This window comes from Mesorhizobium sp. M7A.F.Ca.MR.245.00.0.0 (assembly GCF_003997415.1).
Taxonomy (GTDB): domain Bacteria; phylum Pseudomonadota; class Alphaproteobacteria; order Rhizobiales; family Rhizobiaceae; genus Mesorhizobium.
In genome coordinates, this window is sequence record NZ_RZTE01000008.1 from 103,510 (window position 1) to 116,073 (window position 12,564).

Consider the following 12,564-nt stretch of genomic DNA (forward strand, 5'->3'; position numbering starts at 1 on the left):
AGGCAACCGGTTCGAAAAACAATTCCCTGTGCCCGCCACGGCCCGCCACCGCAAGGGGATAGTGCATAATTCGTTAAGCGGCTTCGCTTGTAGCCTATGCGGCCTGTTCGATACGCAGCATGTGGTTGTCCCAGACATAGTCCGGTTCGGAGCGTGTCGCACCGCTGCCCTCGACGATCTCACCGGCGCCGGTGGTGGCCATGAAGCCGGTTCCATCGGGCGCCACGCCGCAGACCTCGACCAATGCGCTGTTCGCAACGACCCGGCCGCTGGCCGCATCGATCACGACGAGCGAGTTGCCTTCCGGCGAGGAAACGGCGACGGTTCCGGCAGCCCGATTGGCGGCTACCGAGCCTATGTAGTTGCGGAAGCCGGACAAAACGTCCTGCGGCATGTCCAGCAACTGCAGCTCCTTGCCGCGCGCGGCGCGACCGACCAGCAACGGTCGATCGGTGCCCGGCCCCCTGTACTGGCAGCCGAACCAGACGCTTCCGGACCGATCGGTGTCCATGTGGCGGATCGACAGCTGATGCAGTGCGGCCGGCAATTCGTGCTTCTCGATAAGATCGCCGGTGACGCGGTCTATCAGCACATAGGACGGCTTCATGGTTGCAATGTTGAGCTCGGCGCGGCCGTAATCCGGATGGGTCTCGATGCCGCCATTGGCAACCGCGATCGTCCTGCCATCGCCCAGGAGCAGAAGCTCGTGCGGACCCACGCCATAGGTCGGGAATTCGCCGACACGGCTGAATTTGGCCCGCGCATCGTAGACGCCGACGACGCCGGCGGCGTTGTCGAAGTCGTTTTCGGTGGCATAGAGCAGCGCACCGTCGGCCGAGAACACGCCATGGCCGAAGAAATGCCGGCCGGCGATGCTGGCGATGGTCAGCGGCGCGTCACGGCCCGAGTGATCGAAAACCACGGCGAAGGTGCCGGGCTGACGCGCGAAGACCACCGAGCGTTTCGATATGGGATCGAAGGTGACATCGTGGCCGCGATCGGGCAGGTCGATCGCATGCAGGACCTTGCCGGCCTCGGTCAGGACGGCAGCGCCAAAGCTGCCGTCGCGTTTGACGAAAGCCGTGGCGAAGACGGCGTCGGCCACAAGCGTGGTTGCCCAGGCCGAGGGCGTCATCGTCGCCATGAAGCCAACGCCTGCAGCTCTCAGGAAATCGCGGCGATCTATCAGGGGGGTTTTCAATTCAGTCCCCATCCAGCGAGGAGAAGCCCGCGGTCAGGCCGAATTCAGCGGTCAGCCTGGTGCCGATCAAGGCCGACAGGCTGGAGGTGATCAGCGCGAAATGATCGAGCTTGTCACGCAGCGCCGGATCGGCAAGCGCCTTGTCGATTGGACCGCTGACCGCCTTGGCGGTGGCGGCACCGTTGACCAGCTGGATGTGGATCGATTCGGCCATCCAGCGCGCATCGGTCTGCAGGGCATCGCCCAGCTTCGAGGCCTGGAACAGCGTATCGATGCCGGAGAGATTGCCGGCCAGTGACGCGGTGGTGTTTTGCGAGCGCCAGTAGATTGCCTGTTTCGGCTTGTCCGCATCCGGCTTGCCGCCGAAAAACCCTTTCAGGCGCACGTCGCGCACCATTTCGAGCTCATTGATGAAGACGCCGACCAGTTCCGTCACCGCTTCGTTGCCGTCGCGGTAGAGCGGGTTCTGCGCCCCCGGATTGGCCCAAAGCGCGGCAAAGCCGTCCGGCTTGTTCCAGGCGGCGCTGACCTCGCCGGCCATGGTTTCGATGTTGCCGGCAACGGCAGTGCCATAAGCGCAGCGGTAGGGATCATCCTTGCCGGCAAGTGCATCGGCGCCGTCGCCGTAAAGAACGAATTCGAGCGCGCCCAGCCCCTGCATGGCAACGCTCTTGCCGGCCAGTTGTGCCGGATCGGTCGCGGTCGGATCCTTGTCGGACAGCGCCGCCTGTACCTGTTTCAGGCCGATGCTCTTGCGATCCGGCCAGAACAGCATGCGCTCCAGCCGGTTGTTCTCCTTGATCGGTCCGAAGCCGATGATTTCGGCTGACGACCAGGCATAGACGGTGGCGGAGAATTCGGCGCGTGCGGCATCGAGTTCTCCTTGCGAGGGCGTGACGCACAGCTCGCGCATGGATCCGGTCAAGGCTTCCGCATGCTCGTGCAGGCCGGCATAGGCCGGGCGGACGAAGCCATCGATCGCGCGCTGGATGATATCGGAGGCTTTGACCGCCGCAGACGCAGGGACAACGCCCAGCAGGGCCAGCGGAAGAACGAGAAACAATGCAGAACGCTTGAACATCACAGTGACTCCAGGAATTTGAGCAGCGCGTCACGCTCAGTCGCACTGGCGGCGGCAAAGCGGTCGCGCGCTTTCTGCGCCTCGCCGCCATGCCACAGGATCGCCTCGGTCAGGCTGCGCGCGCGCCCGTCATGCAGGAAGAAGGAATTGCCGTTGACCGTCTCGGTCAGGCCGATGCCCCACAGCGGCGGCGTGCGCCATTCATTGCCCGTCGCATCTCCCACGGCCTGGCCATCGGCCAGATCAGGCCCCATGTCGTGCAGCAGGAAGTCGGAATAGGGCCAGATCAGCTGGAAGGCCTGCGCCTTGTTGGGCGTATCGCGGCGCGTGACGAATTTCGGCGTGTGGCAGGCAATGCAGCCGATCTCGTAGAATGTTTTTTTGCCCGCGAGCACGTCGGGCCGGTCGAGGTCGCGGCGCGACGGCACGGCCAGGTTCTGCGAATAGAAGGTGACGAGATCCATCACCGGCGGCGGCGCCTCGACCGGGCCAAGACGCTGCTGCACGCCGTTCGGCATGTCGAGGCATTTTGCCTCCGCAGCAGTGCAATCGCCCCAATGCTTCGGCTCTTCGGGCGTCGAGATGCCGATGTCGCCGGCAAAGGCGTCCGCCGCCTGCTGGCGGATCGACGCAGTCTGTGCCTTCCAGCCGAAACGGCCAAGCGTCAGTTCTCCGTTCAGGCTATCGCGCACGATGTTCGGCCTGCCGGAAATGCCGTCGCCGTCCCTGTCGTCCGGATCGGCGTGGGCGAGAATATCAGCCGGCGCGATCTGTTCGATCAAGCCAAGGCCGATCATCGGCGGGGTCAGGCGCGGCGACAGCGTGGTGCGTGGGTCAAGCGGCCCGTAGCCAAGGCCGTCAACCGAATAGCTCGGCTTGCGCAAGGAGATCACAGCGCCGTCCGTCAGCTCCACCTTACGTTCCTGATAGTCGATATGCATCCTGCCTTCACCCGGCAGGCCGGGTACGGCGAGCTCCTGCAATTGCGTGCCGTAGACCGGGTCCGGGAAGTTGAGCACCTCGTGGTCGGCAAGCGCCGCCTTCTCTTCCACGCTGCTGGCGTCGCGGGCCAGCCGCAGGAACATCGACGTGGTGCCGGCGTCGCCTTGCGGCGGGCGGCCGCGGCCGTCTTTCAGATGGCAGTTCTGGCAGGCACGTTCGTTGAACAGCGGGCCGAGCCCGTCCGACGCCTGCGTCGAGGACGGTGACGACACCCAGTTTTTGCGGAAAAGGGCATTGCCGAGCTTGAAGTCGCCCTCTTCCTCGAAGGTGATGTTGGCCGAGGATTGCGAGAAGGAATCGCGGCTGACGTCCTTTCGGGACGTGCCGACGCCACCTTGCATCAGTTCGAACTGCTCTGGCCTGGAAAAATCCGTGGTCGGCCTGGTGACGGCGATGACGCGCGCCTGATCCTTCGCATTGAGGTCGGTGCGCGTGGTGGCGAGCCCGACCGGCTGAAGATCACCCGCCATCGCCGAAGAGGCAAGCGCCAACACCAGCACGACACAACGCCGACGCGCCAATCCGGCTGACGTCTTGCGAAGGAGCGGCGAGCCATTGGCCCGCCGCGAGCGGCGCACGAATTCTAGCAGGCGCCGCATTCCCGCATGCCCTTACTCCGCCTCGTCCGCCGATGCGGCGTTGAGCTGGCCGTATTTCTCCTCGCCGATCGAGGCAAGCAGGTCGAGCTGCGTCTCGAGAAAGTCGATGTGACCCTCCTCGTCGGCCAGCAATTCCTCGAACAGCTTCATCGTCACGTAGTCGCCGGCGTCGTTGCAGATTTCGCGCGAGCGCTTGTAGGCGGTACGGGCGTCATATTCGCCGGCAAGGTCGGATTCGAGCACTTCCTTGACGTTCTGCCCGATGCGCAGCGGCGCCACGGACTGCAGGTTCGGATGGCCTTCGAGGAAGATGATACGGGCGACGAGCTTGTCGGCATGGTGCATCTCCTCGATGGATTCCGCCCGCTCCTTCTTTGCCAGCTTGGCGTATCCCCAGTCCTCAAGCAGACGGAAATGCACCCAGTACTGATTGACGGCCCCGAGTTCCAGAAAAAGGGCCTCGTTAAGCCGCTCGATGATCTGCGGATCGCCTTTCATGAATTCTGCTCCCGTATTGGACGCGCAGGCCTCTGACGCGATCCAGGTGTGAAACGACATCCACGCCGCTCGCCTCCGAGCGGGCGTGGTAATTTTCGGTGACCCGAATGATCGTTTCCACCACATTTGGGAAGCAGCCGCAACAGCGACCGCGCTTTTGCATGGCATGATAGATCTTCGCCGGCACGATCAACTGCCAGGGATCCTGGTCCAGCAGCCCGACGATCGTCTGCTCGATCTCCTTCTCGGTGATGATATTGCAATGACAAATCAGCATTGGCTTGCTCGGCTGGCTGACGGCGTCTCCCGCGCCGTGTGGCTTGATTTTCTAGCGGAGGCCGTTCCAGAGCCGGTTGTCCGGCTCCGGATCAGTCTCCTGTCTTTCGGCCCTTACTTGAACACCTTGTCCGGCGCGTCGAGGCTGTCGGACCCTTCGAAGGCGATGGTGCTGAGCTTCAGGGAGCCGACGGCACGCTCAATCGACTTGGTCTGATCGATCAGCGCATCGATCGCCGCCCGCACGGTGGCGTTGCCTTCAACGTTGCCCTCGGCGATCTGCTGGTCATAGGCCTCGCCGGCCAGTGCACGCGCCTTGATCGCCTCCATCTTGGCGACCGAAACATCGAGTTTGTCGGACAGTTCCTTGTCGATCGCCGGATCGGCCGCCTTCACCATATCGGCCACCGAGGGACCCGAAACGACGGTGCCGTCGAGACGCGTGTAGCTCGCATGATAGGCCGCGCGAATGCCGATGGCGTCGTAGAGATGCGAATTGTAGGTGTTGTCGGAGAAGCAATCGTGCTCCTCTTCCGGATCATGCAGCAGCAGGCCGAGCTTCATGCGCTCGCCGGCCAGTTCGCCGTAGGACAGCGAGCCCATGCCGGTGAAGATGGTCGAGATCGCCGTGTTCGGCTCACCATCGACAAGAGCCTTGCGGGCGGCGCCGTCTTCCTTCCAGTTGCCGACCATTTCCTGAAGATCCGAAACCAGAAGGTCGCTGGCCGATTTCAGATACTCGGCGCGGCGATCGCAATTGCCGCCGGTGCAGTTCTTGAGGTCGTAGTCGGTATAGGGGCGCTCGCCGGCACCCGGGCCGGTGCCATGCAGGTCCTGGCCCCAAAGCAGGAATTCGATGGCGTGATAGCCGGTGGCTACATTGGCCTCGATGCCGCCGGCTCCCTGCAGCGTGCCGGAGAGGAATTCCGGCGAAAGCTTCGATGCATCGACCTTCTTGCCGTTGATCTCTATCTCCTTGTTGGCGATCACATTGGCCGTGTAGAGCGCGTTCGCGTCCGATTCGGTCCCGTAGCTCTTGGCGACGTAGTCGATCAAGCCTTCATCCAGCGGCCAGGAATTCACCTTGCCTTCCCAGTCGTCGACGATCTTGTTGCCGAAGCGGTAGACTTCGGTCTGCTGGTAGGGAACGCGCGATGCCTTCCAGGCGTCACGGGCGGCGTTGAGGGTTTCCACCGATGGTGTGGCGAGCAGCGCGTCGACCGCCTTATCGAGCGCCTGCGCGGTGGTCAGCGAATCCTCATATTTGGCCAGCGCGATGTCGGAATAGGTCTTGATGACCGCCTTTGCATCGGTTTCCGCCTTTGCCGGCAACACGAATACCGCCGCCGTCAGCAGGGCAGTGGCGCCGATCGCCGCAAGCCTGCTGCCATATCGTGCTGTCATGATCACTCTCCAGTTTCTCGGAAATTCTGTAAACGGCGCGCACGCCAACCGGCGCCAGGCCATCTGCGGGCCATTGGGCGCAAAAGATGCCGCGCCATCGCGCGGTTCGCGGAAGAAAGACACCAAAATGCCTCCAATCGAAAGGGTTCAAGGCCCAGACATTAAAGGGATGCGCTGACGCGCGAGCTTCCATAAAGCTGCGACACCGTCGGATGTCAATGACAATCCGTAGGAAAAGTCAATTGAAACAACACTTTAGAATTATTCTAAACTGCGAATGTCAACTTTATGCATTTTCCTGCACCGGTCTTGCCGCTGAACTGTGCGATTGACAGCCGCCATCCCGGATGCGACCCGCAAAAGCTCGCTTGCAGCGGTGCCAGACAATTGCCATCTGGCGGAACATCCTAGGGTAGAATCGGGATTGAGTGCGATGAAGAACGGTGTGGTCATTGTCGGCGCGGGTCATGCGGGCGTGCAAGCGGCCGCCAGTCTGCGCGAGGACGGCTATGACGGGCCGGTGATCCTCGTCGGTGACGAGGACGAACTGCCCTACCACAAGCCGCCGCTGTCGAAGACCTTCATCAAGGATGCCGAGGCCAAGCCACAACCCTTGCGCGGCGAGGCCTTCTACACAGGCAGCGCCATCGATTACCGGCCTGGCGTCAGGATCGATCGCATCGATGCCGGACGCCGCAGCTTGGATATTGCCGGCGGGGGTACGCTTGCCTTCGACCACCTGATCCTGGCGACAGGCTCGCGCCCGCGCACGCTGCCGCTGCCCGGTGCCGACCTGTCCGGTGTGCTGTCGCTGCGCTCGCTGGCCGATGCGCGGCTGATCCGCGACCTCAGCGCGCAAAGCGACGAAGTCGTCATCCTCGGCGGCGGTTTCATCGGGCTGGAGATCGCAGCCACATTGAGGGCCACCGGTCGGACAGTGACAGTTGTGGAGGCCGTGGACCGGCTGCTCGGCCGCGCCGTGGCGCCGGTCGTGGCGAGCCACGTCCGGCAACGGCTGGAAGCGACAGGCGTGCGCATCCTCACCGGCACCTCGATCGCCAGGCTCGATGGCGAAAACGGTCATGTCGTGGCTGCCATCACCTCGTCAGGCGAAAGGCTGCCGGCGCGCATGGTCATCGTCGGCATTGGTGCCGTGCCGAATGTCGAACTGGCGCAGGTGGCCGGCCTTAGCATCGCCAACGGCATCCGCGTCGATCACCAGATGCGCACGTCGTTGCCGGAGATTCTCGCTATTGGCGATGCTGCCTCCTACCGTCACTGGTTCACCGGCGGCGACGTGCGGCTGGAATCGGTGCAGAATGCCACCGACCAGGCGCGGCTTGCCGCGCGCACGATATCGGGCCATGCCGACGCCTATTCGGCGGTGCCATGGTTCTGGTCCGACATCGGCGACATGAAGCTGCAGATGGTCGGCCTGACCGCCGGCGGCGACAGCCATGTCGTGCTGGGCGACCTGCCCGACAACAAATTCTCGATCTACCACTATGCCGGCGACCGGCTGCTCGGCATCGAATCGGTCAACCGTCCCGGCGACCATATGCTTGGCCGCAAGATGTTGGGCGCCGGCTTCTCGCCGACGCTGCAGACGGTGGCCATGGGTCCCGAAGGGCTGAAGGCTGCACTGGCCGCGTTTCAGCAGGATGAGCCTGCCAGGGCTGCGGGCTAGCCCCCGCTTACCCTCCCCCTTGTGGGGAGGGTCGCTGCGAAGCAGCGGGGTGGGGTCAGCGGCGCTGCACGCTTTTCCCTGCCGCGGCATTGGTCGCTCGCAGCATCCAACCCCCCAAATGTCCCAAATTTACCTTTGTGCCGACGGGGCTTCCCCTGCGCAAGCAGCGGATGTAAGGATATATTAGCAATTTGTTAAGTTCGAAGCGAGGTATGCGTAAGGGGAGTTTGGTGATGAACTTCAGAGGCCTGATCAAGCGTGCTGAAGACGTGGATAAAGCGATCCAGGACCTGCAGATCGATCTGGCGGACGCGCTGGATGCAAGTCTCGATGCCGACGACCTGGTGCCGCCAGAGAGCGACGATGTGCCGGATGCCCAGGCGACAGCCGATGGCGGGCCACCCCAGGCCGACGCGGCAAATGACGACAATGCCGGGAAGGCCGACGCCGCGGGCGATGCGGACAGTTCCGAAACCGCGCCACGGCTGACCGCCCATACACAGACCCGGCTGGCTGCATTGAGCGCCTTCGAGGGTCTCTTCCATGACGCCAGGGACTATCTGGAGGAGATCAACGACAAGCTGTCGGAGATCGGCACCTCACACCATCTGACGCGTGAATTCCTCAACATCCTCCACAGCGACATCCTGCGCGCCAACGAGCTGGAGGTTGCCAATGCCGCCCTGGCCGCCGAACAGAGGGCGCTGTCGGAAAAGCTGCACGACGCGGTGAAAAAACTGCGCGAGCGTGAAGGCGCTTTCGAAGCGCTGCAGCAGCGCGAGACAAGCCTGATTCAGGACCGGGAGACGCTTCGTACGGCACTGGCCGCGGTGAGGCTGGAACTGGTGGAGACAGCCAATGCGAGCGCCAAACGCGAAGCGGAGTTCGGCGACATCGCCAAGCGGCTGACCGCCAGGACGGTCGAGGCCAACAGGCGCTTGCGCGAAAGCAAGATGCTGCGCGAAAAGCACGTCAACCTCTCGATCGAACTCGACAAGGCGCTGAAGCGGGAATCGCAGGCGCGCCACAGGCTCGACGAGCTCTCGACGATCCATGCCAGCGAAGCAGCGCGGCTGGCGGAGCTGCTGGCCGCGCTCGGCAAGAGTGAGAAAGAGGAGATGCGGCTCCAGAAGTCGCTCGAGGCCGCACAGGCGAAGCTGTCGGAAACAAGCGAAGCGGCCCGCATGATGGAAGGCGACAAGGAAGCCGAGCTGGCTCGCGGCCAGGCGGAAATGCGCGGGTTGAGCTCGGAGATCCAGAACCTGCAATCGCGGCTGGAGCAGGTGTCGACCGAAAACAGCGAAGCCGCAGGCGAGATCGCCAGGCTCAAGAGCGAATTGAACGACGCCCTGGCCGAAAAGAAGATCGCCGATGAAAGATTGTCCGCGCTGAGCCAGGAGAGCGAAGGCGACAAGATGAGTCTTTCCAAGGTGAACGCCAACCTTTCTCAACTGACGCTGCAACAGGCGTCCGAACAGATACAGTTCGACGTGCAGAGGCAGGAATGCGAGGACCTCAAAGCAGAAATCGCCTCGCTCAATGCCCGGATCAAGGAACTGCTGCCCTATGAGCGGCTCCACAAGGCCACCAATGGCAGGCCGCCCGAGAACGGCGTGGTCGAGATAGCCGGGGCGATGGCGAAGAAAGCACGGACGACGGGCAGGCGGCGCATGCGCAGGAATGTCGGCGCCGCTTCGTAAAGCGTGTCGCGCCTGAAGGGCTTCAGGCGAGCCGCTTCAGGTCTTTGTGCATGGGGAGGCCGGCACCTCACCCGGAGAGTAAGCCCAATGGGGCACCGGCCAGGCGGATCGACAGGTCCACCGCACAGGTAAGGTAGCGCGCCTCGGTCCCGCACGGCATTGGTGCGATCACGGAAGGTGCCAGCGGCAATTCCCCAAGCTTCTGATTCGAACCTTTGCGACGACCAGCCGGCGGAGGCTTCAAACACGCCCGGGAAAAGATTGCGGCCGTCCCGGTGCCTTCTCAGTCGAGCGGTTCGTGCTGGTAGAGCTCGTCCATGCTGAGCGAGGCCAGGGCGCCGAAAGGGGCCTGCTTTTTCACGCGGCCGCCGCTCAGGATGACCACGTCGTCGCAGAACGAGATGGTGCTGTGGTGATGGCTGATGACGATGGTCGTGCGGCGGCCGGCTCTCGACTTCAAGGTCTCGACGATGGCCGCTTCCGACAGACCGTCCACCGCATTGGTGGCTTCGTCCAGGATGAGGAGATCGGGATCGCGCACCAGGGCTCTCGCCAAGGCGATCCGCTGCCTCTGTCCCGCCGACAGGTTGACGCCCCTGTAGCCGACCAGGGTCTCGTAGCCCTGAGGCAGCCTTTCGATGAACTCATGCGCTTCGGCCAGTCTTGCGGCGGCCTCGGCATCGCCGGCTGTCGCCGCATCCTGGCCGTAGGTTATGTTTTCAAAAATACTGCCGTCGACCAGTTCCAGTTCCTGGCTGGCCAGGGCGATGTGGCGGCGCCACTGGCTGGCGTCGATCCGGTCGAGCGGCGATCCATCGACGAGGATGCTGCCGGTGTCCGGTTCCACGAAGCGGCACAGGAGATTGACGATCGTCGTCTTGCCGGCGCCCGAGCGGCCGATCAGCGCCGTCGAGCGGCCACCGCGGATTTCGAATGTCGCCGCATGCAGCACCACCTCGCGCCGGTCCGTGCCGGAATAGGTGAATGTCACATCGTCGAACTTGATGCCCTGGCGCAGGCCGTGGAACGGCCCGGCGCCTTGCGGCGGTTGCGGCTTGCCGGCGGGATCCAGCAGCCATGTCACCTCTTCAAGCGATCCGCTCAGGCCCTGCAGCTGGCTCCACGACCCCTGCAGGGCCCGCATATGCGGCTGCAGCCTGTAGAGCAGGATGACGAAGGCGATGATCAGCGGGAAACTCACCTGCGCCAGCCAGGCGCCGATCACCACCGCCAGGAACAGCATGGCGTGGAGAACCTCCGTCAGCGGCGGCAGCGCTCCCTGGCGCACGAGCAGCGCGAAGGAAGCGCGGCGAACCGCATCCGACGCCGTGTCGAATATCGCCTTTTCCCGGTTCTCCTGTCCGAAGATGCGGATCAGCCGTCCGGCATGCACAAGGTGAAGCATCTGCGAGGCGAGATGGCCGTTGCGCGAAGCGACGCTGCGGCTGGGCTCCTTCAGATTGGCCGAGAGGATGGCATGCGCGATCTGGACGAGCGCCAGTCCGAGCGTGACCAGAAGCGTCATGCGCCACGAAAGCAACAACAGGAAAGCGAGGAGGATGATGGCGGCCGATGCGCTGACGATGGCCGACAGCATGATCTGGATCGCATCGGAGGCCCGCCAGGATTCGTTGGAGATGATGTTGAGCAGGCGTCCGGGGCTTTGCCGCAGGAAGAACGGGTAGCCGACCCGCAACAGCTGCTCCGACAAGGCGCTGCGGATGGAATGGCTTGCCTTGCCGGAGATGAAGGTCGTCAGCAGCGTGTTGGCGAAGGCGAAGACGTTCTTCAGGACGATCGAGCCGAGGATGGCGACCGAAATGACCACAAGCCGGTCGCGCTCGCTCAGGCCCCATCCGACATGCTGGAGGGCAGCGGAGAAGCCGTCCATGCCGGCCGCATCCCCATGTCCCATGATGATGCCCAGCAACGGGATGATCAGGCCGATGCCGAACCCTTCGAGGACGGCGCTGACCAGGCCGAGTACCACCACCGCCGGAAGCAGGCGCAGTTGCCGCTTTCCGAACGCCCGGAACAGCATCGGCAGGCTTGGCGGCAGCATCGGCATTATAGCGTTTCACCTCGCCTGGGCATTGGCTTGTTGGTCTTGCCGCACCGGCTCGGCCCGCGGCCGTCTGGCCAGCAGGAGAACCGCGAACCTGGCCGCGCCGAGCAAATTCATGGCGACGATCGGCCAGTGCGGCAGGTTGAGTTCACGATCGAAGGCGGGTCCTCCCGCCAATTCCCTGATAGCCCCTCTTGCGGCCCAGTAGAAATGGCGAAGCAGCCAGGGCGCGTGGCGAACATGCTTCAGGCAGAGCCCGCCATTGCCCAGGCTGTAGTCGCGGTGCAGCTTTTCGATGGCTTTGCGATCCCGCCGGCCGTGATGATGGAATATCGTCATATCAGGCACATACTCGACCGCGATGCCGAGCAGCATCGCGCGCACGAGATAATCGGTATCCTCTGCCGACCGCAATGGTCCGCCGGCGCCGAAGCGTTCGTCGAAATAGCCGATGCGGGCCGCGACGTCGCGGTGCATCGTCATGTTGCAGCCCAGCACGAAACCGCCGGGATGAACATCCGGCGTCAGCCGCTCGCGCGCCCACGACCGCTTGATGGTGAACGGCAAATCCCTGGCATCGCCAAGCTCGACACGGCCGCCCCGGATGAGCCATTGTTCCCCGGACGCATAGTGTCGCTCCAGATCGCGCAAATAGTCGCGATGGAGCGCGCAGTCATCGTCGACGAAGACCAGCACACGGCCGCGTGCGCGCCGCAGCCCGGCGTTTCGCGCGGCCGCCAGTCCGGGGCGCGGCTCGCAAACGGGCGTGAACGGAATGTCCGACGCAGCGGCGATGCTGGCCAGGCGTTCGGCCGTGCGGTCGATCGAACCGTTGTCGACGACCACGAGTTCGGCGGCGAAGCCGGCATGTGCGCGGCAGGCGGCCTGCACCGACTTGATGCAGGCATCGAGCACGGCGACGCGGTTGCGGGTGCAGATGATGAAGCTGACTTCCGGCGCCGATCGGTCACGGCCGCGACCGGTCGGGGCAGGGTCAAGCGCCGTCGAACGATCGCGCTGCAGAGCTTGGTGGGCTTTGACGATCATGCCT

Annotated in this window: 10 protein-coding genes; 2 read left to right on the top strand and 8 right to left on the bottom strand. The window is 63.7% G+C overall.

Translation table 11 applies throughout. The features are described from left to right. Positions 1-94: 94 nt before the first annotated feature. From EOB80_RS11855 to EOB80_RS11880, 6 genes are all read right to left on the bottom strand, one after another. Entirely contained in the window at positions 95-1,201 is a 1,107-nt protein-coding gene (locus tag EOB80_RS11855) for a DUF1513 domain-containing protein (protein ID WP_127327727.1), read from the bottom strand. Position 1,202: 1 nt separating this feature from the next. Continuing rightward, complete coding sequence (locus EOB80_RS11860; protein WP_127327728.1) at positions 1,203-2,282, bottom strand: imelysin family protein; 1,080 nt, start codon at positions 2,280-2,282, stop codon at positions 1,203-1,205. Continuing rightward, positions 2,282-3,883 (bottom strand): di-heme oxidoredictase family protein, encoded by a 1,602-nt coding sequence (locus EOB80_RS11865; protein WP_127327729.1) that lies wholly within the window; start codon positions 3,881-3,883, stop codon positions 2,282-2,284. The genes EOB80_RS11860 and EOB80_RS11865 overlap by 1 nt, the downstream gene beginning before the upstream one ends. Positions 3,884-3,895: 12 nt before the next feature. After that, positions 3,896-4,381, bottom strand: a complete 486-nt coding sequence (gene bfr, locus EOB80_RS11870; RefSeq protein WP_013527914.1) for a bacterioferritin — start codon at positions 4,379-4,381, stop codon at positions 3,896-3,898. Beyond that, positions 4,347-4,658, bottom strand: coding sequence for a (2Fe-2S)-binding protein (locus tag EOB80_RS11875; RefSeq protein ID WP_023811421.1), 312 nt, complete (start codon positions 4,656-4,658; stop codon positions 4,347-4,349). Before EOB80_RS11875 ends, bfr begins: the two co-directional genes overlap by 35 nt. A gap of 113 nt (positions 4,659-4,771) precedes the next feature. Beyond that, entirely contained in the window at positions 4,772-6,061 is a 1,290-nt protein-coding gene (locus tag EOB80_RS11880; RefSeq protein ID WP_127327730.1) for an imelysin family protein, read from the bottom strand. Positions 6,062-6,494: 433 nt separating this feature from the next. Between EOB80_RS11880 and EOB80_RS11885 the strand changes: the two genes are divergently transcribed. Beyond that, the gene (locus EOB80_RS11885) at positions 6,495-7,748 is read left to right on the top strand and encodes an FAD-dependent oxidoreductase (RefSeq protein WP_127327731.1); all 1,254 of its coding nucleotides are present in this window, start codon (positions 6,495-6,497) and stop codon (positions 7,746-7,748) included. A gap of 233 nt (positions 7,749-7,981) precedes the next feature. Further along, entirely contained in the window at positions 7,982-9,448 is a 1,467-nt protein-coding gene (locus EOB80_RS11890; protein WP_127327732.1) for a hypothetical protein, read from the top strand. 283 nt (positions 9,449-9,731) lie between these two features. Here the strand turns inward: EOB80_RS11890 and EOB80_RS11895 are convergent, their stop codons facing one another. Together EOB80_RS11895 and EOB80_RS11900 are read right to left on the bottom strand one after the other, a co-directional pair. Continuing rightward, positions 9,732-11,516: an ABC transporter ATP-binding protein gene (locus tag EOB80_RS11895; protein ID WP_127327733.1), complete on the bottom strand. Its 1,785-nt coding sequence runs from the start codon at positions 11,514-11,516 to the stop codon at positions 9,732-9,734. A 9-nt stretch (positions 11,517-11,525) separates the two neighbouring features. After that, complete coding sequence (locus EOB80_RS11900) at positions 11,526-12,560, bottom strand: glycosyltransferase (protein ID WP_127327734.1); 1,035 nt, start codon at positions 12,558-12,560, stop codon at positions 11,526-11,528. Positions 12,561-12,564 lie beyond the last annotated feature (4 nt).